Annotated in this window: 23 protein-coding genes; 14 read left to right on the top strand and 9 right to left on the bottom strand. The window is 67.1% G+C overall.

The window, feature by feature from the left end; all coding sequences use genetic code 11:
• Positions 1-19 precede the first annotated feature (19 nt).
• The 3 genes from AAFM92_02810 to AAFM92_02820 all read left to right on the top strand — a co-directional run bounded on the left by AAFM92_02810 (position 20) and on the right by AAFM92_02820 (position 3,950).
• Entirely contained in the window at positions 20-1,285 is a 1,266-nt protein-coding gene (locus AAFM92_02810) for a PQQ-binding-like beta-propeller repeat protein (protein ID MEL7299292.1), read from the top strand.
• 65 nt (positions 1,286-1,350) lie between these two features.
• A complete protein-coding gene (gene der / locus AAFM92_02815) occupies positions 1,351-2,778 on the top strand; it encodes a ribosome biogenesis GTPase Der (GenBank protein MEL7299293.1) in 1,428 nt (475 codons plus the stop codon).
• Positions 2,779-2,807: 29 nt separating this feature from the next.
• Positions 2,808-3,950 (top strand): DUF2235 domain-containing protein, encoded by a 1,143-nt coding sequence (locus AAFM92_02820; protein ID MEL7299294.1) that lies wholly within the window; start codon positions 2,808-2,810, stop codon positions 3,948-3,950.
• Here the strand turns inward: AAFM92_02820 and AAFM92_02825 are convergent.
• From AAFM92_02825 to AAFM92_02835, 3 genes are all read right to left on the bottom strand, one after another.
• Positions 3,929-4,630, bottom strand: a complete 702-nt coding sequence (locus AAFM92_02825) for a hypothetical protein (protein MEL7299295.1) — start codon at positions 4,628-4,630, stop codon at positions 3,929-3,931. The two genes, AAFM92_02820 and AAFM92_02825, sit on opposite strands and share 22 nt — an antisense overlap.
• A 5-nt stretch (positions 4,631-4,635) precedes the next feature.
• Positions 4,636-5,925 carry a serine--tRNA ligase gene (gene serS / locus AAFM92_02830; protein MEL7299296.1) on the bottom strand — a complete coding sequence of 430 codons (1,290 nt, stop codon included), beginning with the start codon at positions 5,923-5,925 and terminating at the stop codon, positions 4,636-4,638.
• 159 nt (positions 5,926-6,084) lie between these two features.
• Entirely contained in the window at positions 6,085-7,452 is a 1,368-nt protein-coding gene (locus tag AAFM92_02835; GenBank protein MEL7299297.1) for a DUF3179 domain-containing (seleno)protein, read from the bottom strand.
• Positions 7,453-7,582: 130 nt separating this feature from the next.
• Here AAFM92_02835 and leuD point away from each other — a divergent pair, with 130 nt between their 5' ends.
• A complete protein-coding gene (gene leuD, locus AAFM92_02840) occupies positions 7,583-8,188 on the top strand; it encodes a 3-isopropylmalate dehydratase small subunit (protein MEL7299298.1) in 606 nt (201 codons plus the stop codon).
• Positions 8,189-8,254: 66 nt separating this feature from the next.
• Positions 8,255-9,034 carry a Sua5/YciO/YrdC/YwlC family protein gene (locus AAFM92_02845; GenBank protein MEL7299299.1) on the top strand — a complete coding sequence of 260 codons (780 nt, stop codon included), beginning with the start codon at positions 8,255-8,257 and terminating at the stop codon, positions 9,032-9,034.
• Between the two features lie 46 nt (positions 9,035-9,080).
• Here the strand turns inward: AAFM92_02845 and AAFM92_02850 are convergent, their stop codons facing one another.
• Positions 9,081-10,100 (bottom strand): D-alanine--D-alanine ligase, encoded by a 1,020-nt coding sequence (locus AAFM92_02850; GenBank protein MEL7299300.1) that lies wholly within the window; start codon positions 10,098-10,100, stop codon positions 9,081-9,083.
• A gap of 275 nt (positions 10,101-10,375) precedes the next feature.
• Between AAFM92_02850 and yajC the strand changes: the two genes are divergently transcribed.
• The 8 genes from yajC (at position 10,376) to AAFM92_02890 (ending at position 16,236) form a co-directional block, all read left to right on the top strand.
• Complete coding sequence (gene yajC, locus AAFM92_02855) at positions 10,376-10,657, top strand: preprotein translocase subunit YajC (protein MEL7299301.1); 282 nt, start codon at positions 10,376-10,378, stop codon at positions 10,655-10,657.
• Position 10,658: 1 nt separating this feature from the next.
• The gene (gene secD, locus AAFM92_02860; protein MEL7299302.1) at positions 10,659-12,320 is read left to right on the top strand and encodes a protein translocase subunit SecD; all 1,662 of its coding nucleotides are present in this window, start codon (positions 10,659-10,661) and stop codon (positions 12,318-12,320) included.
• Between the two features lie 124 nt (positions 12,321-12,444).
• Positions 12,445-13,452: a protein translocase subunit SecF gene (secF, locus tag AAFM92_02865; protein MEL7299303.1), complete on the top strand. Its 1,008-nt coding sequence runs from the start codon at positions 12,445-12,447 to the stop codon at positions 13,450-13,452.
• 46 nt (positions 13,453-13,498) lie between these two features.
• Positions 13,499-14,152, top strand: coding sequence for a heme ABC exporter ATP-binding protein CcmA (ccmA, locus tag AAFM92_02870; protein ID MEL7299304.1), 654 nt, complete (start codon positions 13,499-13,501; stop codon positions 14,150-14,152).
• Positions 14,149-14,802, top strand: coding sequence for a heme exporter protein CcmB (ccmB, locus tag AAFM92_02875; protein MEL7299305.1), 654 nt, complete (start codon positions 14,149-14,151; stop codon positions 14,800-14,802). The genes ccmA and ccmB overlap by 4 nt, the downstream gene beginning before the upstream one ends.
• A 39-nt stretch (positions 14,803-14,841) precedes the next feature.
• On the top strand, positions 14,842-15,573 hold the full coding sequence (gene ccmC / locus AAFM92_02880) for a heme ABC transporter permease CcmC (GenBank protein MEL7299306.1): 732 nt from the start codon (positions 14,842-14,844) through the stop codon (positions 15,571-15,573).
• Positions 15,570-15,716, top strand: a complete 147-nt coding sequence (locus AAFM92_02885) for a heme exporter protein CcmD (GenBank protein MEL7299307.1) — start codon at positions 15,570-15,572, stop codon at positions 15,714-15,716. The genes ccmC and AAFM92_02885 overlap by 4 nt, the downstream gene beginning before the upstream one ends.
• A complete protein-coding gene (locus AAFM92_02890) occupies positions 15,709-16,236 on the top strand; it encodes a DsbE family thiol:disulfide interchange protein (protein ID MEL7299308.1) in 528 nt (175 codons plus the stop codon). Before AAFM92_02885 ends, AAFM92_02890 begins: the two co-directional genes overlap by 8 nt.
• Positions 16,237-16,323: 87 nt before the next feature.
• Here the strand turns inward: AAFM92_02890 and acnA are convergent, their stop codons facing one another.
• Complete coding sequence (gene acnA / locus AAFM92_02895; protein MEL7299309.1) at positions 16,324-19,086, bottom strand: aconitate hydratase AcnA; 2,763 nt, start codon at positions 19,084-19,086, stop codon at positions 16,324-16,326.
• A 416-nt stretch (positions 19,087-19,502) separates the two neighbouring features.
• On the opposite strand from acnA, the gene AAFM92_02900 reads away from it, so the two are divergent.
• The gene (locus tag AAFM92_02900) at positions 19,503-20,198 is read left to right on the top strand and encodes a DUF1223 domain-containing protein (GenBank protein ID MEL7299310.1); all 696 of its coding nucleotides are present in this window, start codon (positions 19,503-19,505) and stop codon (positions 20,196-20,198) included.
• Here the strand turns inward: AAFM92_02900 and AAFM92_02905 are convergent.
• From AAFM92_02905 to purB, 4 genes are all read right to left on the bottom strand, one after another.
• Positions 20,195-21,088: a lysophospholipid acyltransferase family protein gene (locus AAFM92_02905; protein ID MEL7299311.1), complete on the bottom strand. Its 894-nt coding sequence runs from the start codon at positions 21,086-21,088 to the stop codon at positions 20,195-20,197. The genes AAFM92_02900 and AAFM92_02905 overlap by 4 nt on opposite strands.
• Before the next feature lie 64 nt (positions 21,089-21,152).
• A complete protein-coding gene (locus AAFM92_02910) occupies positions 21,153-21,707 on the bottom strand; it encodes a hypothetical protein (protein ID MEL7299312.1) in 555 nt (184 codons plus the stop codon).
• 143 nt (positions 21,708-21,850) lie between these two features.
• Positions 21,851-22,186 (bottom strand): acyl-CoA thioesterase, encoded by a 336-nt coding sequence (locus tag AAFM92_02915; protein MEL7299313.1) that lies wholly within the window; start codon positions 22,184-22,186, stop codon positions 21,851-21,853.
• A gap of 103 nt (positions 22,187-22,289) precedes the next feature.
• Positions 22,290-23,597 carry an adenylosuccinate lyase gene (purB, locus tag AAFM92_02920; GenBank protein MEL7299314.1) on the bottom strand — a complete coding sequence of 436 codons (1,308 nt, stop codon included), beginning with the start codon at positions 23,595-23,597 and terminating at the stop codon, positions 22,290-22,292.
• Positions 23,598-23,650: the final 53 nt, after the last annotated feature.

The following is a 23,650-nucleotide window of genomic DNA, read 5'->3' on the forward strand; positions in this document are numbered from 1 at the left end:
GGCCCTGTCTCTTCTCGTAATGGCAGCGTGCGGTGCCCCGGAAGAGGTGCTGCTGGGCGATCGTGAGACCTTCGGGCGCGACGCTGCGCGCGCGTCGGTCGCCTCCGCGAACGCGCCGCAGCCCATCTCGCTTCCTGCTCCAGAGGCCAATGCCAGCTGGACCCATCCCGGCGGCAACCGGCTTCACCGTCTGCCCCATGCACAGTTCAACACCTCCGCCGCGCTGCAATGGACAGCCAATATCGGCGCGGGAGATGGCCGTAGGCAGCGCATCAGCGCGACGCCCGTCGTGGCCGAGGGCCGTGTCTACACCGTGGACAGCGAAGGCCGCGTGAGCGCAACCTCCACCGCCGGGGCGCCGCTCTGGAGCCGCGGGATCATCCCGCCCGGTGAGAGCGCGGGACAGGGCGGCAGTGCGGGCCTCGCCTTCGGCGGTGGCGCGCTTTACGTCAATTCGGGCTTTGGCGAGGTGATCGCCCTCGATCCCGCCACGGGCGGCGAGCTCTGGACACAGGACATCGACGCCCTCGCCGGCGCGTCTGCCACCTATTTCGACGGCCGCCTCTACGTGGCCGCGCGCGACAGCGTCGGCTGGGCCATCGATACCGAAACCGGCCGCATCGACTGGCAGATCAGCGGAACCCCGTCAGCCTCGGGCTATCTCGGCGGTGCGGGTCCGGCGGTCACCGACGACTTGGCGATCTTCCCCTTCATCTCCGGCGAGCTTGTCGCCACCTTCCGCCGCGGCGGGGTGCAGCGCTGGACGGCCACGGTGCTCGGTGCGCGCTCGGGCGTGGCCTATTCCGGCATCTCCGACATCTCCGCCGACCCGGTCGTGGCCGGCTCCAACCTCTTCGTGGCCAATCCCGCAGGCCGCCTCGCCGCCATCAGCCTCGGCAATGGCGAGCGGCTCTGGACGGCGCAGGAAGGCGCGCTCACCACGCCCGTCGTGGTGGGGGGCTCCGTCTTCTTCGTGTCCGACCAGAACGAGCTCCTCCGCCTCGACGCGCAGACAGGCGCGCGGATCTGGGGCGTGGCGCTGCCGCTCTTCGAGGAGCGCCGCGTACGGCGTCAGAAGACGGTATTCGCGCATTTCGGGCCCGTGCTCGCGGGCGGGCGGCTCTGGCTCGCGTCGTCCGATGGCGAGCTTCGCGCCTTCGACCCGGTGAGTGGCGCACAGACCTTCAGCACCGCCATCCCGAGCGGCGCGGCAACGGCGCCCATCGTGGCCGGCGGGACGCTCTATGTCGTCTCCAAGCGCGGCACGCTCCTCGCCTACCGCTGAGGGCGCTTTCCCTCCCGCGCCCGGCGGTGTAAGGCACGCGCCTGACGCTGCCGGCGAGTGATCCGATGACCTTCTCCCTGGCCCTCGTGGGCCGTCCGAACGTGGGAAAATCCACGCTTTTCAATCGTCTGGTGGGCAAGAAGCTCGCCCTTGTCGATGATCAGCCCGGCGTGACGCGCGACCTGCGCGAGGGCGCGGGGCGGCTGGGCGATCTCCATTTCACGGTCATCGATACGGCGGGCCTCGAGGAGGCGACCGACGAGAGCCTCCCGGCGCGGATGCGCCGCCTGACGGAGCGCGCGGTGGACATGGCCGATGTCTGCCTTTTCATCGTGGATGCGCGCGCGGGCGTGACGGCCGCCGACGAGACCTTTGCCGAGATCCTGCGCAAGCGGGCCAAGCATGTCGTGCTCGCCTGCAACAAAGCCGAGGGCCGTGCCGCCGAAGACGGGCTCATGGAAGCCTACGCGCTGGGCCTGGGCGAGCCCCTGGCGCTCAGCGCCGAGCACGGGGAGGGCATGGCCGATCTCGCCGCCGCCCTTCTTCCTTTCGAGGAGATGTTCGCCGCGGCCGCGGACGAGGCCGTCACCGATGTCGACGTGGAGGCCGAGGGGCCCGACCGTCCGCTGCAGGTGGCCGTGGTGGGCCGCCCCAACGCGGGCAAATCGACGCTCATCAACCAGATGCTGGGCGAGGACCGCCTGCTCACCGGCCCCGAGGCGGGGATCACGCGCGACGCGATTTCCGTGACCATGGACTGGTCCGGCACGCCGGTGCGCATGTTCGATACCGCGGGCATGAGGAAACGGGCGAAAGTCCAGGAAAAGCTCGAGAAACTCTCCGTCGGCGACGGCCTGCGCGCCGTGAAGTTCGCCGAGGTCGTCGTGGTTCTCCTCGATGCCGCGATCCCCTTCGAACAGCAGGACCTGCGCATCGCGGACCTTGCCGAGCGGGAGGGGCGCGCTGTGGTCGTGGCGGTCAACAAGTGGGACCTCGAGGGCGACAAGCAGGCCAAGCTCGCGGGCCTGAAGGAGGCTTTTGAGCGTCTGCTGCCGCAGCTCAAGGGCGCGCCGCTCGTGACGGTCTCCGCCAAGACGGGGCGCGGGATCGATCGCCTGCAGGCCGCTGTCATCCGGGCTCACGAGATCTGGAACCGCCGCGTGCCCACCGCAGCCCTCAATCGCTGGCTCGAGGCCATGGTCGAAGCACACCCGCCGCCCGCGCCCGCGGGCCGCCGCATCAAGCTGCGCTATGCCACGCAAGCAAAGACCCGCCCGCCGGGCTTCGTCGTCATGTGCTCCGCGCCTGACAAGATCCCCGCCAGCTATTCGCGTTACCTTATCAATGGGTTGCGCGAGGATTTTGACATGCCAGGCACGCCAATCCGGCTCACGATGCGCGGACAGGGGCGCGACAATCCCTTCAAGAACCGCAAGAAATCCACCCCCTCGCGGCTGCGCAAGCACCTAGGCAAGAAACCCCACGGGAGTTAAGCTTCGGGCATTTCAACCTGAGGTTATTCATGCCCAAGATCATCGCCGTTTTCTGCGACGGGACGTGGAACAACGAATCCATTGATATCCCGACCCATGTCCGCAAATGCGCCCAGGCTTGCGCGCAGACAGACACGCAGGTGGCGGCCTATTTCAGCGGCGTCGGCGCGCGCACCCGGTCCACCTGGGCCGGCACGCAATTCTGGAAATACGGCGGCGGGATCTTCGGCTGGGGCCTCAACCAGCGTATTCGCGAGGCCTATGCTTTCGTCGTCGAGAATTACGAGCCCGGCGACCGGCTGATGGTGTTCGGGTTCTCCCGGGGCGCATACACCGCGCGGTCCCTCGTGGGCATGATCCGCAAATGCGGGATCATGGAGCGGTCGAAGCTCGCGCCCTACGCGCTGCAGGACGCCTTCAGGCTCTACCGCACGCCAGGCGCCGAGAACCATCCCGACGCGCCCCACATCATGGAAAAGCGCCGCAAGATCAGCCCGCGCTTCGCGACCTCCGAGGCAGATCTCGCGGCGCGGGATGGCGATGCACAGCTGGTGTCGATCTCCTATCTCGGCGTTTGGGACACGGTGGGGGCGCTCGGCATACCCGTCTCCGTCTTCGGGGCGCTGGCGAACATCGTCAATTGGCGGCACCGCTTCCATGACACGGAGCTCTCGAGCCTCGTGAAGGCGGCGCGGCACGCGGTGGCCATCGACGAGAAGCGCAAGCTCTTCGAGCCCGCGCTCTGGAGCAATCTTGGTCCGCACAAGAAGAGCGACGGCTCCGAGAGCCTCGGCCTCAACCAGGGCACGACGGGCGATCAGCGGCCCTATCAGCAGCTCTGGTTCATCGGCAATCACGGGACGGTGGGGGGCACCAGCAAGATGAGCGGTCTGGCCGCGATCTCGCGGGACTGGATCCTCGAAGGAGCCCTCGACCGCGGTCTCGAGCTTTCCCACGACGCCGCCTTCACGCTGCCCAATGCCGCGGAACCGGGCAATCCGGGATCGGCCTCGGGGCTCTATGACGTGGTCCCGTCGCTGCTAGCGTGGCGAAAGGGGCCCGGCGATGACGCCGATCTCCATCCCAGCGTGGACGAGCGGCTCGACGGCGTGCCCGCCTACAGGCCGCAATCCCTGCGCGGCGTGCGGCCCTACAAGATCTCGCCGGTCTGAGCGCGGGCCGAGCGGATGGCTAGGATGAGGATGAAAGCCGCGGCGATGCTTGCAAGGATCTCCACAAGCCCCTGATTGGCCACGACAATCGCGAGGAATGCCCAGGCAACGGCGAGGCCGTACTCGAAGGCCCGCGCCTGGCTGAACTGCACCGTGGCCGCCAGCAGGAAGGCGGCGGGAATGAGGATGAGCGCCCAGCCGTAACCATCTGTTATCAAATCATTTCCGGCCAATAGCGCGGCGAGCGAGACGAAGGATGCCGCGCTCAGCCAACCGGCATAGAGCCCGAGCGGCGCGCGCAGCCAGAGCCTATCTGTCACGGGGCTCTTCACGAGGGCGATGAGCGCCGTGGCGAGCATCATCCAGATCGTCACCGTGGCCCACAGCACGCTCGCATTGGCGATGGCGATCCAGAAGGTGCCGATGCCGAGCGAGACGATGAGCCAAGGCCGCGTGGCTTGCCAGGCCGGGTCCTGCGCGCGCTTGAGTGCACCAAAGCCCGCGGACGCGATGAGCCAGAGGTAGATCACGCCCCAGATGGCGAACGCATAGCCCGCGGGCTGGATCGGGGGGGTCACCTGCGGGACGGGAAGCTGATCGGCGCGGAAGCCGGTGAAGGGGTCCGTGAAGAGCGGCGAGACCGCGAAGGTGACCGACAGCAGGAATGTCAGCCAGGCCATGGGCGTCATGCAAGCGACCCCTCGGCGGTGATGCGCGTCGCGCCGCCAAGGTAGGGGGCGAGAGCCTTGGGAAGAGCGACCGAGCCGTCGGGCTCCTGTCCGTTCTCGAGCACGGCGATGAGGCAGCGGCCCACGGCGACGCCCGATCCGTTGAGCGTGTGGACATAGGCGGGCTTGCCTCCGCCGGTGGGCTTGAAACGGGCATTCATGCGCCGCGCCTGGAAATCCCCGGTGGTGCTCACCGAGCTGATCTCGCGGTAGGTGTTCTGCCCCGGAAGCCAAGCCTCGATGTCGTAGGTCCGCCGCGCACCAAAGCCCATGTCGCCGGTGCAGAGCACGACCGTGCGATAGGGAATTTCCAGAGCTTCCAGAATGGCTTGCGCGGCGCCCAGCATGCGCTTCTGCTCTGCCTCCGACTGCTCGGGATGGGTGATGGCGACCATCTCCACCTTCTCGAACTGGTGCTGGCGGAGCATGCCCGCTGTGTCGCGGCCCGCGCTGCCCGCCTCGGACCGGAAGCAGAGCGAGTGCGCGGTGAGGCGGATGGGCAGCGCTGCCTCCTCGAGGACCTCGCCCGCCACGGAATAGGTGAGCGAGACTTCCGAGGTGGGGATGAGCCACCAGCCATTCGTCGTCTGGTAGCTGTCTTCCCCGAATTTCGGCAGCTTGTCGGTGCCGTACATCGCTTCGTCGCGCACGAGGACGGGCGTGTTCGTCTCCGTCATGCCGTGCTCGAGTGTGTGCTTGTCCAGCATGAATTGCGCGAGCGCACGGTGCAGGCGGGCCATGGTGCCCTTCAGCAGCACGAAGCGCGCCCCGCTCATCTTGGCGGCGGTCTCGAAATCCATGCCGGGCTTCACGGCGGGGATGTCGAAATGCTCGCGCGCGTCGTTGATGCGGCGAGGCTCGCCCCAGCGGTGGATCTCGACATTGGCGTCTTCGTCCGCGCCGTCAGGTACGTCATCGGCGGGGAGGTTTGCGATGCGGGCGAGGGCGTCCGTGAGGCGAGCATCCTCGGCCTTGGCCTCGTCGTTCAGCTTCGCGATTTCCGCTTTCTTTTCAGAGACAAGTGCGCGGAGGCGCTCGAATTCCGCCTCGTCGCCCCGGCCCTTGGCGGCGCCCACCTCCTTTGCGGCCTTGTTGGCCTCGGCCTGTGCGGTTTCGGCGGCGAGGATCTTGGCACGGCGGGCCTCGTCAATCGCGAGGATCTCGGAGGAAACGGGCGCATCCCCACGCCGGTCGAGGGCCGCGTCAAAGGCGGCCGGGTCCTGCCTGATGAGCTTGATGTCGTGCATGGCTCTGTCCTCCGTGCGGCCTGTTAGCGCGGGGCGCAGGGGAGGAAAAGGGGCCGAAACCGGCGATGTGGACTGCGCGTGCCGAACGCGCTTCGATCATGCGAGGCGCCATGCCCGCGATCCGCGCGCGCTCCGGTCGCGGAAGATGTCCGCTGAGGCTCAGAGCGGCTGCCAGACCGCCGTGTCCGGGTGGAACTGCGACCACGCGAACCAGAAGGCGTCATGCCCGCCGGGATCGCTTCCGTCGGTGCGCTGCGCTTTGAGGCCGCCGGCCGTCAGCACGATCTCGATATCCTCGAAGCGGACCTCGCGCCCGTCGCGCAGCGCGAGGAGCGCCGCGCCATGGGGGAAGGCCACCGGCGTGCCGGAGGCGGTCAGCGCGCCGATGACATCGTCCTGGACCTCGAGGCGCGGGTCCACGTCGCCCACCGGGAAGATTGGGCCGGCGGCGTCGCGCCCCTCGCGGAAGTTGAAATCGCGGCCCAGTGCCAGAGCTTCGACGAGCACGGTGGTCTCGGGATGCGCGCGCTTCCAGTCGCCCCAGGTCGTCGTGACAAGCCCGGCGCGGGGCAGCGCCACGCCAGCCTCCGCCAGCGGCCCGGTGACGGCATGGCCGAGGAAGGTATCGAAGACGGAGCGCGTGTTGAGGTCGTACATCACCTTGTTCGACCGGCTGAGCAGCCCCGATGTCCGCAGGATGGGGCGCGCCACGCCTTCGGGCACCGCGTCGGTGAAATAGGCCTGCGCGGCGCCGCAGAGCGTGCAGTAGGGGATGCCGAGGTCGCGCCCGCCCAGCGTGTCGTTGACCATCTCGCGCACTTCCATGATCCGCCGCGGATAGGCGCGGGCCTCTCCATTGATGACGAGCCCGAAGACGATGGCCTCGTCGGCCAGCCAGTCCGCATCGGCCGCGCTGCTCACTTCCGGGTTGTCGGCGGCGGGGATGCAATTGCAGATCTCGGGGTCGCCGAACACGCGATCATCGATGAGCACGCCGCCCCAGGAGACAATGCGCCAGTCGAGATCACCCTCCACGAAGATGCCTTCGAGGCCGGGGAGAAAGCGCGTGAAGATGGCACGCTTCGTGTCGAGGTAATCGGGCGGGGCGGGGATGTCCCAGGCGATGAGGTGGTCCGTGAGAATGCCCCAGCGGCGCGGGCGGTTGAACTCGAGGCCGGTGAGGGTGCTCGCGGCCTGGGCCAGGGCGTTGTCAAAGCCGAGCCGCCAGGTGAAGCGCATCATGTCGGCGATGATCCAGGCGAGGCGCGGGTCGCCCGATGCCGCGATGACGGCGAGCGCTTCCTGCTCCGGCTCACCCCACCGCGAGCGCTCGAGGCTGTCGACGAAGACGACGCGGATCGCGTCCTCAACCTCGGGGGAGAGTGGGCCCGTGGGGATGGCCGGCGGTGTGCCGAAGCGCTCGACGATGTAGTCGGGCAGGGCGGGTGCGTCCCCGGACGCGCTTTGCGCGTGGGCGGGGGTGGCCAGCAGGCAGGCGAGGGCGAAGAAAATGCGGGCAAGGGTCATGGGCGGCCTCTCGTGACGTACGCGGAGCATCCGCCGGGACGGTCATCCGCTCAATGCACGATTGGGTCAGCGCCCCGTGATGGACGCACCGCCATGCCCGTGGTATCGACCGGGCAAGGAGGCTAGGCCCATGGAAAAATTCGATAAAATTACGGGCGTGGCGGCGCCGATGCCGCTCGTCAACATCGACACCGACATGATCCTGCCCAAGCAATTCCTGAAAACGATCAAGCGCTCCGGGCTCGGCGTCCATCTCTTCGAGGAGATGCGCTACGACATGGAGGGGCGCGAGCAGCCCGATTTCGTGCTGAACCGCCCGGCCTATCGCGCGGCGCAGATCATCGTGGCGGGCGACAATTTCGGCACCGGCTCATCGCGCGAGCATGCCCCCTGGGCGCTGCTCGATTTCGGCATCCGCTGCGTGATCTCCACGAGCTTCGCCGACATCTTCTACAACAACTGCTTCAAGAACGGGATCCTGCCGGTGACGCTCCCGCAGGCCGAGGTGGATATCCTTATGGCCGACGCCGAGAAGGGCGCCAATGCCCGCGTCACCGTGGACCTCGCCGCGCAGGAGATCACGACGTCCGACGGGCAGGTGATCGGCTTCGAGATCGACCCGTTCCGCAAGCACTGCCTGCTCAACGGGCTCGACGATATCGGGCTCTCGCTGGAGAAGGCGGAGGCGATCGATGCCTTCGAAGCGCAGGCCAAGGCCGCCGCGCCCTGGCTTTGAGGGGCCTATCGCTTGACACCGCGCGCGCGTTGACCCACTCCGCCCCCGCAGTGAACGGAGGGCTCGATGGGCGCAGAGAAGAAAATCCGCTGGAACGGGGGCGTGCAGCCGGAATCGATGGAGATCCTGCTCGGCGAGGGCGGATGCATCGTGAGCCCCACGAAGGTCGGCTACATCATCATGACCTCGGATGCCGGTGGCCTCGAGCGGAAGTTCGACGCCAAGGTGCGCAAGCGTAACAAGCCAGGCGTGGTGCTCTGCGGCTCCATGGAAGAGCTGCGCGCACTGGCCGAGATGAACGACGAGATCGACGCATTCTACCAAGCGCATTGGGATGGCGACATCCTGCTGGGCTGCATCCTTCCCTGGAAAGATGAGGCCAAGACCCACATCCCCGCCGGCGCGGAAGAGCTGATGATGGACGAGCGCGGCACCTCCTGCTTCGTCATCAAGTTCGGTGTGCCCTCCGAGATGGTCGCCCGCGAGCTCTGGGAGAAGCACGGCAAGCTCGTCTTCGCCTCCTCCGCCAACCCGTCCGGCAAGGGCAACCGTGGCCTCGTGGAAGGCATTGGCGAGCGCATCGAGAACGAAGCCGACCTCATCGTGGAAGCCAATGATTACGTGGCCTCGATCCAGCCCGACGCCAGCGCTGAGACGCGTTACGAGCAGGGTGTGATGGTCTCCATGGTGGATGCCTCAGGCGCGCTGGTGCCCCTCCAGAAGGGCGACCGGGACGTGAGCCCGGGGCCGGTGCTCATCCGCAAGGGCCTCGCCTGCACCGAGATCATGGCGCTTCTCTCGGAGCATTTCATCAGCTGGGACTACCGCCACGGGCACTACTACTAGGCGCGGAGCCCCCAAGCTCGCGCAGGGCCGGGACCCGGCCCGCGGTCTACTCAGCGGCCATGGAGAGCCTTGCGCGGCCGTCCTCGGCGGCGGCGCGCCAGATCTCGCCCGTGATCTCGGTGGGGTCGGCGCCGCTGGCGGCCAGCATCTTCGAGATCGCGCTGATGGCGCTGAAGGACCAGAAGAGCCCGGCCTCGAGCATGTGGGGCACGCCCGTATCCTCGTGAACGCGGAAATCGTAAAGCGAATAGTGCCGCGCCCCGAGCGCCACATGGGCGGTGCGAGCGGCTTCGACGAGCCGCTCGGCGAGGGCGGGCGAGACCTCGGCCGGGCAGATGGGTTGCGCGTCTTCGCGCACTGACTGGCGCATTTTGCCGTCACCCTGAGCTTCGAGCTTGTCCTCGACCTCCCGGATCGGGCGCGCCTCGCTCACAGGGTATTCGATGAAGGCGGGGACGTGGAGCGCGCCGTCGCGCTCCACCACCGCCGCGCGGATCTCGCGCCCGGGGATATAGGCTTCCGCGAAGACGCGCGGGGATTGCGCGCGGGCATGATCAAGCGCCGCCTCGGCCTCCGCGGGGTCACGCACCACGGAGATGCCGATGGAATTGTCCTCGTCATCGGGTTTGACGACGTAGGGCACCGCGAGCGTGGGCCGGGCCGCGCCGAAGAGGCGCTCTGCCGTGGCCACCTCCACGCCGGCGGAGGCAGCCACGTCGCGCGTCCAGAGCTTGCTCGTGGCGAGCCCGGCCACAGTGGCGGGCGCGCCCACCACTGGGATGCCGAGCAGATCCTCGAAGAGCGCGCGATAGCTCGTCATGCCCTTCTTGCAGAACATGTGCGGGACGAGGAGATCGGGGCGCCCCACCTGTGCGAGCGCCTCTCCGAGCGGAAGGGCCGGGCCCAGATCGTCTGGCGCAGGCCCGAAGCGCCAGCTGCCGTCCGGGGAGACCGAGGTGAAGCGGTGCGAGATGCCAGGCGGGCGCAGCACCTCTGAGGCGTACATCTTCGAGAGGTCGTAATAGAAGCTGTTATGCGTCGAACCGAAGAGGTGAAGCACGTCCATGGGAGCCTCCAGTGCAGCTGTACCAGAAGGAAATGGCGCGTTTTCGGGCGGCGGCGAGGGAAGATCGGGGGAGAACGGGGCACTGGGCCGGGCCACGCCCTCAGAGAGATGCCCGTCCGAGGCGCTTGCCCGTGGGCCATACCGTGCCCCGGGGATGCCGCTGAAGGGGGCGAGAGCGCCCGGAGAGGCGGATCACGCGCGCAAATTGATCCGCGGTTTCTTGCCATCACCTGCGGGCGTCGTTACGTCCCCCCTAACCACTACTCGAGGGCCCCATGGAAACCTTTGGATCGCTGCTTTTTCCGCTCCTAATCATCGCCATCTTCTACCTGCTGGTGTTCCGGCCCCAGCAACAGAAGATCAAAGCCCATGCCAAGATGGTCTCCGAACTGCGGCGCGGCGACCAGGTCGTCACGCAGGGCGGCCTCATCGGCAAGGTCACCAAGGTGAAGGAAGACAACGAGCTCGAGGTGGAGCTGTCGCAGGGCGTGAAGGTCCGCGTGGTGCAGGACACGATCGCGCGCGTGATGTCCAAGACCGAGCCGGCGGAGAAATAGCATGCTCAAGATCGAGGGCTGGAAACGGGTCCTGATCTGGGCGGTGGTGCTGGGGGGGCTTCTCCTGGCGCTGCCCAACGCATTCTACAACCGCGTGGAGCAATCCAACGACGCCGAGGCGCGCATCGAAGCGGGCTTCGAGACGCAGGAAAACGCCGAAGCCGCGGGGCAATGGCCCGATTGGATGCCGTCCTCCCTCGTCAATCTGGGGCTCGATCTGCGCGGCGGCGCGCATCTTCTGGCCGAGGTCCGGCTCGAGGAGGTCTATGAGACGCGCCTCGAGGGCTTCTGGCCCGAGCTGCGCGACGCGCTGCGCCCCGAGCGCGCCACCATCGGCACGATCCGGCTTCAGCCCGGCGGCGGCGACGAGCTGCGCGTGCGGATCAGCGAGGAGGCCGGCATGGCGCGGGCCATGGAAGTGGCGCGGAGCCTCGCCAACCCGCTCCAGACCCTCACGGGCGCACTCCAGACCGATATCGAGGTGGCCAGCGACGGCGACATCCTCATCGTGCGCCTCTCGGCGGCCGAGCAGGAGGCCACCGACGAGCGCACCATGGCGCAATCGCTCGAGATCATCCGCCGCCGGATTGACGAGGCCGGTACGCGCGAGCCCACGATCCAGCGCCAGGGCGCGCGCCGCATTCTCATCCAGGTGCCGGGCATCGGCTCGGCGCAAGAGGTCAAGGAACTGATCGGGCGGCCGGCGCTCCTCACCTTCCAGCCTGTCGTCGGCTCCACCTCCGACGCCAACGCAAATCCCGGCCCGGGCAACGAACTCCTGCCCGCTCAGGAGGCCGAAGGGCTCTTCTACATCCTCGAGCGCGGCGCGGTCGTGACCGGCGAAACGCTCGTGAACGCGCAGCCTTCCTTCGATCAGAACGGCAATCCGAGTGTCGATTTCCGCTTCAACACCACCGGCGCGCGGGCCTTCGGCGAGTATACCAGCGCAAATATCGGCTCGCCCTTCGCCATCGTGCTCGACGGGGAGGTCGTGAGCGCGCCCACGATCCGCAACGCGATCACTGGCGGGGCGGGGCAGATCTCCGGCGCGTTCACGATCGAGGAATCGACCAATCTCGCGATCCTACTGCGCGCGGGCTCGCTGCCCGCGGGGCTCGATTTCCTCGAGGAGCGCACCGTGGGCCCGGAGCTTGGGCAGGATTCGATCGACGCCGGCACCATCGCCTGTATCGTCGCCTTCGCGCTCGTGCTCGTCTTCATGGCGCTGAGCTACGGCCTCTTCGGGCTCTTCGCCAATGTCGCGCTCGTGATCAATGTCGGCCTCATCTTCGGGCTTCTGAGCACGCTGGGCGCCACGCTGACACTGCCCGGCATCGCGGGGATCGTGCTCACCATCGGCATGGCGGTGGATGCCAACGTGCTGATCTTCGAGCGGATCCGCGAAGAGCTGAAGACCGCGAAGGGCCCCGCGAGAGCCATCGAACTGGGCTACGAAAAGGCACTTTCGGCCATCATCGACGCCAATATCACGACCTTCATCACCGCGCTCATCCTCTACCTGATGGGCTCGGGGCCCGTGCGCGGCTTCGCGATCACGCTGGGCCTCGGCATCCTGACATCGGTCTTTACTGCGATCTTCGTGACACGGGTGCTGGTGATCATGTGGTTCGAGCGGAAGCGGCCGAAGGTGCTCGAGGTATGACGTCGCCGCTCTCCGTGCCGCTTAAGCCCCCAGCGCATCCTGCCCCGGACCTGATCCGGGGCCTCCTGGTCAATCCCGAGGTAGAGGTCCCGGATCATGTCCGGGACGTAAGGAGCTCCAATCCATGCGCCTGAGACTGGTTCCCAAGGAAACCTCCATCGATTTCTTCTCGCGCTGGAAGCTCTGGTTCGGGATCTCGGCACTCCTGATGGTGCTCGCCTTCGGCTCCTACCTGATCCAGGGGCTGAATTTCGGGATCGATTTTCGCGGCGGCACGGCGATCCGCACCGAATCCACCCAGCCCGTGGACGTGGGCGCCTACCGCGACGCGCTTCAGGCCCTCGAGCTCGGGGATGTCTCGATCTCGGAGGTGTTCGATCCGACCTTCGGGCCCGACGAGAACGTGGCCCAGATTTCCATCCAGGCGCAGGAGGGGCAGGAGAGCGTCACCGCCGCCACGATCAACGCCGTGGCCGAGGCGCTCTCGGCCATCGATCCCGGCATGCAGCTTCCCTTTCCAAGCGTGGAATCGGTGGGTCCCACTGTCTCGGGCGAGCTCATCCAGACGGCGATCATCGCCGTGCTCCTCGCGATCGGGGCGGTGCTGATCTACATCTGGCTGCGCTTCGAGTGGCAATTCGCCCTGGGCGCCGTGGCGGCCCTCGTCCACGACGTGATCCTCACGATCGGCATCTTCAGCGAGCTTCAGATCCGCTTCGATCTCGCCATCATCGCGGCGCTCCTGACCATCGTGGGATACTCCCTCAACGACACCGTCGTCGTCTTCGACCGGGTCCGCGAGAACCTGCGCAAATACAAGAAGCGCCCGCTGAAAGAGGTGCTGAACCTCTCGATCAACGAGACGCTCTCGCGCACGGTCATGACCTCGGTGACGACGCTCCTGGCGCTCTTCTCGCTCTACGTGCTGGGGGGCGATGTGATCCGCGGCTTCGTCTTCGCGATGATCTGGGGCGTGATCGTGGGCACCTATTCCTCGATCTTCGTGGCCTCCGCGATCCTTCTCTATCTCGGCGTGAAGCGCGACTGGTCGAAGCCCGATGCGGGCGCGGGCACGCAATTCGGCGCGGCAGCGGGCGGCACGCAGTTCGGCGGCGCCAACAAGGAAGACTAGCAATGCCCGGATCGCCCCGCCGCGCGCACCCCGCGGGAGGGGCGGCTTGAGCGCTGGGGGGCGCGCCGCAGCGGGGCTCTCCGCGACTGCGCTTTCCGTCACGGGGCTCGGCATAGGCCGTGCGGGCCAGCCACTCCTGAGCGGGGTCACTTTTGATGTGCCCGCCGGCACGGCGCTCTCGCTCCACGGGGCGAACGGGCTGGGCAAGACGACGCTCTTGAGGACACTCGCGGGCCTCTGTCCGCCGCTCGCCGGCACGCTCCGCCATGACCCCGAGACGGTGGCCTATGCCGCCCATGCCGACGGTCTGAAGGCCACGCTCACGGTCGCTGAAACGCTCTCCTTCTGGGCCCGGGTCAACGGCACGGCGCGCGTGCCCGAGGCGCTCGTGGCTTACGGGCTCACGGCGCTGGCCGACCGGCCCGGTGCCGCGCTCTCCGCCGGGCAGCGGCGGCGCTGCGCGCTGGCGCGGCTCGTCGTGAGCGGGCGGCCGATCTGGCTCCTCGACGAGCCCACCGCCGCTCTCGATGCCGAGGGCCAGGGACAGCTCGCCGACGCGCTCGAGGCGCATCTTGCAAAGGGCGGAAGCGCGCTCCTCGTCACCCATGGGACGCCCCCCATCGATTGCCCGCGCCTCGATCTTGGCTCCTTCGCGGCGCGGTCCCCGCGCGCGGGCGCCTTCGCGGAGCCGCTCGAATGATCGCGCTGCTCCTGCGTGATCTGGCGCTGGCGCTGCGCTCGGGCGGGGGCTTCGGTCTCGGGCTCGCGTTCTTTCTGATCGTGATCGTCCTCGTGCCCTTCGCCGTTGGGCCCGAGCGCACGGGGCTGGCCACGATAGCCCCCGGGGTCCTCTGGCTCGCGGCGCTTCTGGCCACGCTGCTGACGCTCGACCGGCTCTTCGCGCTCGATGCCGAGGATGGCAGTCTCGAGCAGCTTGTCCTCGCGCTTCCAGCGGAGGCGATCTTCTTTGCCAAGGCGCTGGCGCATTGGCTCACGACGGGCGCTGTCCTCGCTGTGCTCGGCCCGCCCCTGGGGATCCTCCTGGCGCTGCCACCGGGGGGCATGGTGCCGCTTTTCCTCGCACTGGCCGTTGGCACACCGGCCCTCAGCTTCATCGGGGCCTTCGGCGCGGCGCTCACCGTCTCGGTCAAGCGCGGCGGGCTTCTTCTATCGCTTCTCGTCCTGCCGCTCTACGTGCCGACCCTCATTTTCGGCGCGGAGGTGGCGCGGCGCGGGGCACAGGCGCTGGCCTACGACGCGCCGCTCGCGCTGCTCGGCGCTACGAGCCTCGGCGCGGTGGCGCTTTTGCCTTTCGCGGGCGCTGCGGCATTGCGCGCCTCCCTGCGCTAGGCCTTTTGAACCATGGGCCGAGACGCTAAATCCCTTCCGATGGTCAATCTCTGGCAATACGCCAATCCCCGGAAGTTCATGGGGTGGACCGGGGTCGCGCTGCCGTGGCTCTGGGCGCTGGGCGTGGGGCTCACCCTGCTCGGCGTGGGCTGGGGCTTCTTCTTCACCGGCGACGATTTCCGCATGGGATCGACGGTGAAGATCCTCTACATCCACGTGCCGTCCGCACTAATGGCGATCAACGGCTATTTCCTCATGTTCGCCTGCGCACTGCTTTGGCTCATCCGGCGCCAGCCCGTGAGCGCGCTCGTGGGCCGCGCGGCGGCGCCCGTGGGGCTCGTGATGACGCTCATCGGGCTTCTCACCGGCGCCATCTGGGGCCAGCCCATGTGGGGGACATGGTGGGCCTGGGATCCGCGGCTCACCTCATTTCTCATCCTCGCGCTCTTCTATCTCGGCTACATCGCGCTCTGGGAGGCGATCTCGGATCCCGAGCTTGCCGCCGACCTCACGGCGATGCTGGCCATCGTGGGCTCGGTCTTCGCCGTGCTTTCGCGCTACGCCGCGCGGTTCTGGAACCAGGGGCTCCACCAGGGCACGAGCGTGCCGGTGGCCACGGGCGGGCGCACGATCGACGATACGTTCTTTGTCCCGCTCGCGATCGCCATGGCGGGCTTCTTCTTCCTCTTTCTCGCGCTCACGCTCGTGCGGGCGCGGACGGAGGTGCGGCTGCGCCGGCTCCAGGTGCTCACCGCGCAGGCCTCGGCGTGACGGCGCTCGGGCAATATGCGGGCGAGGTGCTCGCCGCCTACGCAGGCACGCTCGTCCTCCTCGGTGCGATCGTGGGGATCACCGTCGTGCGGGCGCGGCGGGTCAAGCGCCTCCTTGGGGAGGCGGAGGCGCGCGATGGGTAGATGGCTCGCCTTCCTGCCGCCGATCCTTTTCGTGGCGCTGGCAGCGACCTTCTACATCGGGATGCAGCGAGTGGACCCGGACGCGCTGCCCTCCGCGCTCATTGGGCGCGGGGCGCCCGACACGCTGCCGCCGGAGGCGGTGGCTGGTACGGCGCCGCTCGATAGCCTCACCGAAGGGGAGGTGACGCTGGTGAACTTCTGGGCGAGCTGGTGCCCGCCCTGCCGGGCCGAGCATCCGAACCTCCTCGCGATGGAGGCCGAAGGGCTGCGCATCGTGGGCGTGAATTTCCGCGATGATCCCGGAGCCGCAGCGCAGTACCTGCGCGATGATGACAATCCCTTCGCGGCCACGAGCGTGGACCCGTCGGGCCGCGCCTCGCTCGATTGGGGCGTGTCGGCTCCGCCGGAGACCTTCATCCTCGCCCCCGACGGCACCGTGCTCCACCGCTACATCGGCCCCCTCGTGGGCAGCCAGTACGAGCAGCAATTCCTTCCCGTCCTGCGAGAGGCGCTGAATTAGCAGAGCGGACCGGGGCTGTGCCCCAGATCGCGCGTCATTTCCGGAAGCATCCCAAGGGAGCCACCGGTAGGACGTGTCAGCCCGGGCCTATTCGGCGGCCACCGGCTCCTTGGCGAGGTTGCGCAGCACGTAATGCAGCACGCCGCCATTCTCGATATATTCGATCTCAACCCCGGTATCGATCCGGCACTTGAGCTCGATTTCTTCGGTGGTGCCATCCGCGCGCGTGATCGTCGCAGGCACGATCTGGAGCGGTTTGACGCCTTCGAGGCCGGTGATGTCCACCGTCTCGTCGCCCTTGAGGCCGAGCGTCTTGCGGGTGACGCCGTTCGTGAACTCGAAGGGGATGACGCCCATGCCCACGAGGTTAGAGCGGTGGATGCGCTCGAAGCTCTCCGCGATCACGGCCTTCACGCCCAACAGCGCGGTGCCCTTGGCGGCCCAGTCGCGGCTCGATCCCGCGCCGTATTGCTCGCCGCCGAAGACGACGAGCGGGATGCCCTTGTCCTGGTAGGCCATGCAGGCGTCGTAGATCGACATCTGCTCGCCATCCGGGCCCAGCGTATAGCCGCCTTCGACGCCGTCGAGCATCTCGTTTTTGATGCGGATATTGGCGAAGGTGCCGCGCATCATGACCTCGTGATTGCCGCGCCGCGAGCCGTAGGAGTTGAACTCCCGCGGGGCGACCTGGCGCTCGGTGAGGTACTTGCCCGCGGGCGTCGTCTCTTTGAAAGATCCGGCCGGAGAGATGTGGTCCGTCGTGATCATGTCGCCCAGGATCGCCATCACGCGGGCGCCGGTGATGTTCTCGATGGCTTTCGTATCCATCGTCATGCCCTGGAAATAGGGCGGGTTCTGGACGTAGGTGGAGGTGGCGGGCCAGTCATAGGTCTCCTGGTCTGGCACATCCACGCCGCGCCATTTCTCGTCGCCCTTGAAGACGTCGGCGTATTTCTCCTGAAACGCCTCTCGCGTGACGGTTTTCTCCACGAGCTCGGCGATCTCCTGCTGGGAGGGCCAGATATCCTTCAGGTAGACATCCTTGCCGTCCGGCGTCTGCGCGATGGGATCGCGGGCAATGTCGATGTTCATGTCGCCTGCAAGCGCATAAGCCACCACGAGGGGCGGCGACGCGAGGTAGTTGGCGCGTACGTCGGGCGAAATCCGGCCCTCGAAGTTACGGTTGCCGGACAGGACGGAGACGCCCACGAGGTCGCCCTTGGCGATCGCCTCGGAGAATTCCTTCTGGATGGGGCCGGAATTGCCGATGCAGGTGGTGCAGCCATAGCCCACGAGGTTGAAGCCGATGGCGTCGAGGTCGTCCTGCAACTCCGCCGCCTCGAGATAAGCGCTGACGACCTGCGAGCCCGGTGCGAGCGAGGTTTTCACCCACGGTTTGCGGTTGAGGCCAAGCTCGCGCGCCTTCCGCGCCACGAGCCCTGCGCCGATCATCACATAGGGATTCGACGTGTTGGTGCAGGAGGTGATCGAGGCGATCACGATGGAGCCGTCGCGGAGCGCGAACTCCTCGCCCTCGACGGGCACGGATTTGTGCGGCTCGCTGGCCGTGGTGGGGGCGGGGCCTTCGGCGGCCATGTCCTTTGATTCGAGCGAGATATCCACGCCGCGGTGATCGGCCACGACCTTGTAGAAGGCATCCGCCGCGCCGGTGAGGGGCACGAAATCCTGCGGGCGCTTCGGGCCCGAAATCGCGGGGACGATCGTGCCCATGTCGAGATGGAGCGTGTCGGTGTAGATCGGCGCGTAGTCCGCGTCGCGCCAGAAACCGTTCTCCTTGGCGTAGGCCTCCACAAGCGCGATGCGCGCCTCGTCGCGGCCTGTCGTACGCAGGTAGCGCAGCGTCTCGCCGTCGATGGGGAAGAAGCCGCAGGTCGCGCCGTATTCGGGGGCCATGTTGGCGATGGTGGCGCGGTCCGCGAGCGGCAGGGTATCGAGCCCCGCGCCGTAGAATTCCACGAACTTAGAGACGACGCCCTTCTTGCGCAGCATCTCGACGACCTTGAGAACGAGGTCCGTGCCCGTCGTGCCCTCGACCATCTCGCCGGTGAGTTCGAAGCCCACGACCTCCGGGATGAGCATGGAGATGGGCTGGCCCAGCATCGCGGCCTCCGCCTCGATCCCGCCCACGCCCCAGCCGAGGACGGCAGCGCCGTTGACCATCGTCGTGTGCGAATCCGTGCCCACGAGCGTGTCGGGGTAGGCCACTTCCTGGCCGCTCTGGTCCGTGTCGGTCCAGACCGTCTGCGCGAGGTATTCGAGATTGACCTGGTGGCAGATGCCGGTGCCCGGCGGCACCACGCGGAAGTTGTTGAACGCCGACTGGCCCCATTTCAGGAACGTGTAGCGCTCCATGTTGCGCTCGTATTCGCGGTCCACGTTCATCTGGAAGGCGCGGGGGTTGCCGAATTCGTCGATCATCACCGAGTGGTCGATGACGAGATCGACCGGGTTGAGCGGATTGATCTTCTGAGGATCGCCGCCCAGCGCCTTGATCCCGTCGCGCATGGCGGCGAGGTCCACCACGGCAGGCACGCCCGTGAAATCCTGCATGAGTACGCGGGCGGGGCGGTAGGCGATCTCCCGTGGGTTTTTGCCGCCTTTCTCGCCCCATTCCGCGAAGGCCTTGATGTCATCGACGCTGACAGTGCGCCCGCCATCCTCAAACCGTAGCATGTTCTCCAGCACGACCTTGAGCGCCGCGGGCAACTTCGTGAAGCTGCCGAGACCGGCCTCTTCTGCGGCGGGGATGGAGTAATAGGCGAGCGTCTCATCGCCCACCGTGAGCGAGCGGCGGGTCTTGGCCGTATCGGTGCCGACCTGGACTGTCATGGTGGCCTCCTTGCGTGGTCTGGGAGCTGGGAGTTGCTAGTCAAAGTGTAGGAGTGCGTTGGCGGGTTCAAGAGCGCGGTATGCTATGGCGCACCTTGCGCGATGCCAATGGGGCGTTCGCCAGGGGCGAGGGCGCAAAAATGGGCGCGCACCGCATGATCATCGCAGCGGTTGGCGGGAGCGCCGTTGGGGCACGGCGGGCGCATCCGCGAAACGACGCCAGCGTGTGGGTGAGCGTCCGGGACGGGCGCGCATTGAGGGGCATCCAAGCGGCGCAGAAAACTGATCCCGTCGCGTGTAGCGCGGCGGTGCGCGGCCCGTGTGGTCATGTTTCCATGACAATCTCTCTCGTTTCGTTGATTGGCTTCCGTCGAGCGGATCGCCTAGATCATCGTGGTAACCAAGGGAATCCGACCATGCGAAAGCTCTACGCCATCATCGCTGCGCTCTTCATGTCCTCCGCCCAAGGGGCCGTGGCTGAGAACGTGACCGTGGTCGAGCTTTATACCTCGCAGGGCTGTTCGTCCTGCCCGCCGGCTGACGCCATGCTCCATGACATGGCCAAGCAGGACGATATCATCGCCCTCGCGCTGCATGTGGATTACTGGGATTACATCGGCTGGAAGGACGAATTCGCCCAGCCGGCCTTCACCGAGCGGCAGAAAGGCTATGCCCGCGCCGCTGGCGCGCGCTCCGTCTACACGCCGCAGATGATCATCGGCGGGCAGGATCACGTGATCGGCACCCGCCCCAACGAAGTTGCCACGCATCTCGTCAATCATATGGCCAAGCCCGCCCTCGTGGAGATCGAGACCGAGCGAACGGGCCAGCGCGTGCGCGTGCGGGCAATCCCGGTGACGCGGATTGATGGCGAAGTGGTCGTGCAGGTCGTAACCTACCGCCCCTCGAGCCGGGTGGAGATCAAGCGGGGCGAGAATGCGGGCCGCACGCTAGATTACGCCAATGTCGTGACGTCCTGGCAGGAAGCGCGGCCCTGGAGCGGGCGGGGCGAATACACGCTCACCGCGAGCGTGCCAGCCTCCGAGCCTGCCGTGATCATTTTTCAACGTCCGGATCACGGCGAAATAATCGGCGCCGCGCGTCTGCGCTAGGCGGTCTTCGCTTTTTCCCAGCCTTTCCAGCGGCGGTGGATCCACATCCAGTGCCCCGGTGCCTCTTTGACCCGGTCTTCGAGCAGGTCCACGAGGGCGCGCATCATATCGCGCGGCGGCCCGTGGGGGATGGGCTCGAGCAGCTCGATCTCGAAACGCGTGGGATCGTCGCTGCGGCGCGTGTTGAAGTAGGGGATGAGGAGCGCGTCGAACTTGAGCGCGAGTTCGGCGGCCGAAAGCGCGGTCCGCGCCGGCTTGCCCAGGAAATCCATCCAGGCGCCACGATGGAAGAACACGTCGTGAAGCAAGAACCCGTGGCCACCCTCCGAGAGGAAGCGGAGGAAGTCCTTCGTACCTTCCTTGCCCTTCGGAAAGACGGGCCCGGAGACTTGGGCGATGCTCTCCACGTAGTGCGCGTTGAAGTAGGGATTGGCCATGGGCTTGTAGAGGCCGCCGACCTTGAAGCCGCGCTGGTCAAGCGCGATGCGCGTGGCCTCGTGATTGCCCCAGTGGCCGGAGCTGAAGATGATCGCCCGCCCGGAGGCCAGTGCTGCCTCGGCTGCGGCGAGGCCCGGGCCGGTGATCTCGTGCTCGGCGATGCGGGCGCGGAACTCGTCGTGGGAATAATTCTCCATCACCGTGCGCCCGAAGCCCTCCAGCACGGCGTCGGCGATGGCTGCGCGCTCCGCGGCGGTGCGGTCAGGATAGATCAACTCGAGATTGGCGAGGGCGCGCTTGCGGTAGCCCACGGCGGGCCCGATGAGCCTGCGGCAAGTCCAGGCCATGGTGGCCATGCGCTGGTCGTAGGGAAGAATACGCAGCGCGCCGATGACGCTCCGAAAGAGCGCATTCTCGAGCCAGAGGCTGAGCTGAAGCGGGCGGTCGGCCATGGACGTAGAAAAGGCCCCTTGATCGGAGCCCTTTGCATAGGCGCTCGGCGCCCGCCCGTAAAGCTCAGTAGCTTTCGCCGCGGCCCGTTTCGATGGCCCAGGCGAGCGATTTCTCGGGCCAGCTTTCGCGGCCTCGGCGGGCGCGGATCTCTGTGAGCTGGAGGCGCGCCATGTCCATCGCGCCGATCTCCACGTAGTGCTGGCCCATGTAGGAGCGGGCGAGGAGGTTGTCGGGGTTTGCCGCGAGCGCGCTGTAATAGGCGGCCATGGCGCGGTCGCTCTGGCCGAGCTTGCGATGGGTGAAGCCCCAGTAGGTCTGCGTCCGGTCATCGGCCTGATCCATGGTCGCGAGGATCATCTGCGCGTCTTCATAACGCTCCGCGTAAGCGAGTTCGCGGACGAGAGCGTAGGCGCGCTCCTGGTCGAACTGCGGCGCGGCGTTCGAATCCTGCTGGATCGCGACGCAGGCCTGCGCGTCCTCGTCATAGACCTGGCCCTCGGCGCATTGCGTCGTGGTCTCCGTGGGAGTGGGCGGCGTGGTGCTCATGCCACCGGCCGCGAAGGCGAGGCCGGGCAGGGCGGCGGCGAAGGCAAGGGTGAGAACGAGGGGTCGGGTCATGGTGGCTCCTAGTAGGACGGCGGGCTGTGCTCGCCTTGCGTAGGAAATAGCCCCCGCCGCGGGAAGGAAAATGAAAGCTCCGTGACAGATTGCATCCGCGGCACCAGCACGCGCGATGCCGTCCTAACGCATCGCCGCCGCGCTCAGGATCCGAAAACGGGACGGGCCGTCCCAGCATCGTCGAGCGCCACGAAGACGAAATCCGCGTCCGTCACTTTCCGCCCGGCCGACGCGTATCGCGGCCGCGCCCAGGCATCGACATGGATCGCCATGGAGGTCCGCCCGACCTTTCGCAGCGTGGCGTAGAGCGTGACCTCGTCGCCGACCTTGACCGGGTGGTGGAACTGGATCGCCTCCACCGACACGGTCGCGCAGCGCCCGCCGGCCACGCGGGCGGCGATATTGCCCGCGGCGAGGTCCATCTGGGACATGAGCCAGCCGCCGAAGATGTCGCCCGAGGGATTGGTGTCGGCGGGCATGGCGATCGTGCGGATCACGACGACGCCGTCGTCCTGCTGACGCCCGTGCTCGGATAGCGCCTTGCCGCGGGAGAGCGCCTCCTCCGGGGTCAGGTGGCTCACCTCACGCCGCCCCGAAGACGCGGGCGAAGATCGTGTCGACATGCTTGGTGTGGTAGGCGAGGTCGAATTTCTCCTCGATCTCTGCCACGCTCAGGGCTGCCGTCACCTCCGTGTCGCCCTTCAGCTCGGTCAGGAAATCGGCGCCCTCTTCCCAGACCTTCATCGCGTTGCGCTGGACGAGGCGGTAGGCATCCTCCCGGCTCACGCCCGCCTGCGTGAGCGCCAGCAGCACGCGCTGGGAATGCACGAGGCCGCGGAACTTGTTCATGTTGGCCAGCATGGTGTCGGGGTAGATGACGAGCTTGTCGATGACGCCTGTGAGCCGTGCCAGCGCGAAATCGAGGGTGACGGTCGTGTCCGGCCCGATATTGCGCTCCACCGAGGAGTGCGAGATATCGCGCTCGTGCCAGAGCGCCACGTTTTCCATCGCGGGCACCACGGCCATGCGGACGAGCCGCGCGAGGCCTGTGAGGTTTTCGGTCAGCACCGGGTTCCTTTTGTGCGGCATGGCGCTCGAGCCTTTCTGGCCCTTGGAGAAGAACTCCTCGGCCTCGAGCACCTCGGTGCGCTGCATGTGGCGGATCTCGGTGGCGATGTTCTCGATCGAGGAGGCCACGACGCCCAGCGTGGCGAAGAACATGGCGTGCCGGTCGCGGGGGATGACCTGCGTCGAGATGGGCTCGGGCCTGAGGCCGAGCTTCTCGCAGACATGGGCCTCCACGGCGGGGTCGATATTGGCGAAGGTGCCCACCGCGCCCGATATCGCGCCTGTTGCGATCTCGAAGCGCGCCTTTTCGAGCCTGTTCCGGTTGCGCTCCATCTCCGCGTAAAAGCGCGCGAAGGTGAGGCCCATCGTGACGGGTTCGGCGTGAATCCCGTGGGAGCGTCCGATGCGCACGGTCATCTTATGCTCCATCGCGCGGCGCTTCAGCGCGGCGAGGAGCGCGTCCATGTCGGCAAGCAGGATGTCGGCGGCGCGCACGAGCTGGATGTTGAACGTCGTGTCGAGGACGTCGGAGCTCGTCATCCCCTGGTGGACGAAGCGCGCCTCGTCATTGCCGATGATCTCGGCCAGATGCGTGAGAAAAGCGATGACATCGTGCTTCGTGACGGCCTCGATCTCATCGATCCGCGCTACGTCGAACTCCGCGTCCTTGGCTTTCCACACCGCCGCCGCGTTCTCCTTGGGGATCACGCCCAGCGCGGCCTGCGCGTCGCAGGCATGGGCCTCGATTTCGTACCAGATGCGAAACTTTGTCTCGGGGCTCCAGATGGCGACCATGTCGGGGCGGGAGTAGCGTGGGATCATGGAGAAGCCTTTTCTGGACGATGCGCGCGCGTCGTTTAGGTCACGGCCCTCGA

The sequence above is a fragment of the Pseudomonadota bacterium genome, from assembly GCA_038533575.1.
Lineage (GTDB): Bacteria > Pseudomonadota > Alphaproteobacteria > Rhodobacterales > Rhodobacteraceae > Shimia_B.

Bases quoted from the DNA above. Each gene is read 5' to 3' on its own strand.
- AAFM92_02820 (MEL7299294.1), top strand. From the start codon at position 2,808: ATGCCCAAGATCATCGCCGTTTTCTGCGACGGGACGTGGAACAACGAA.
- leuD (MEL7299298.1), top strand. From the start codon at position 7,583: ATGGAAAAATTCGATAAAATTACGGGCGTGGCGGCGCCGATGCCGCTC.
- AAFM92_02845 (MEL7299299.1), top strand. From the start codon at position 8,255: ATGGGCGCAGAGAAGAAAATCCGCTGGAACGGGGGCGTGCAGCCGGAA.
- AAFM92_02910 (MEL7299312.1), bottom strand. From the start codon at position 21,707: ATGACCCGACCCCTCGTTCTCACCCTTGCCTTCGCCGCCGCCCTGCCC.
- secD (MEL7299302.1), top strand. From the start codon at position 10,659: ATGCTCAAGATCGAGGGCTGGAAACGGGTCCTGATCTGGGCGGTGGTG.
- serS (MEL7299296.1), bottom strand. From the start codon at position 5,925: ATGCACGACATCAAGCTCATCAGGCAGGACCCGGCCGCCTTTGACGCG.
- AAFM92_02850 (MEL7299300.1), bottom strand. From the start codon at position 10,100: ATGGACGTGCTTCACCTCTTCGGTTCGACGCATAACAGCTTCTATTAC.
- AAFM92_02915 (MEL7299313.1), bottom strand. From the start codon at position 22,186: ATGCCCGCCGACACCAATCCCTCGGGCGACATCTTCGGCGGCTGGCTC.
- AAFM92_02905 (MEL7299311.1), bottom strand. From the start codon at position 21,088: ATGGCCGACCGCCCGCTTCAGCTCAGCCTCTGGCTCGAGAATGCGCTC.
- yajC (MEL7299301.1), top strand. From the start codon at position 10,376: ATGGAAACCTTTGGATCGCTGCTTTTTCCGCTCCTAATCATCGCCATC.
- der (MEL7299293.1), top strand. From the start codon at position 1,351: ATGACCTTCTCCCTGGCCCTCGTGGGCCGTCCGAACGTGGGAAAATCC.
- AAFM92_02900 (MEL7299310.1), top strand. From the start codon at position 19,503: ATGCGAAAGCTCTACGCCATCATCGCTGCGCTCTTCATGTCCTCCGCC.
- AAFM92_02825 (MEL7299295.1), bottom strand. From the start codon at position 4,630: ATGGCCTGGCTGACATTCCTGCTGTCGGTCACCTTCGCGGTCTCGCCG.
- acnA (MEL7299309.1), bottom strand. From the start codon at position 19,086: ATGACAGTCCAGGTCGGCACCGATACGGCCAAGACCCGCCGCTCGCTC.
- AAFM92_02890 (MEL7299308.1), top strand. From the start codon at position 15,709: ATGGGTAGATGGCTCGCCTTCCTGCCGCCGATCCTTTTCGTGGCGCTG.
- ccmC (MEL7299306.1), top strand. From the start codon at position 14,842: ATGGTCAATCTCTGGCAATACGCCAATCCCCGGAAGTTCATGGGGTGG.
- secF (MEL7299303.1), top strand. From the start codon at position 12,445: ATGCGCCTGAGACTGGTTCCCAAGGAAACCTCCATCGATTTCTTCTCG.
- ccmB (MEL7299305.1), top strand. From the start codon at position 14,149: ATGATCGCGCTGCTCCTGCGTGATCTGGCGCTGGCGCTGCGCTCGGGC.
- AAFM92_02810 (MEL7299292.1), top strand. From the start codon at position 20: ATGGCAGCGTGCGGTGCCCCGGAAGAGGTGCTGCTGGGCGATCGTGAG.
- AAFM92_02835 (MEL7299297.1), bottom strand. From the start codon at position 7,452: ATGACCCTTGCCCGCATTTTCTTCGCCCTCGCCTGCCTGCTGGCCACC.
- purB (MEL7299314.1), bottom strand. From the start codon at position 23,597: ATGATCCCACGCTACTCCCGCCCCGACATGGTCGCCATCTGGAGCCCC.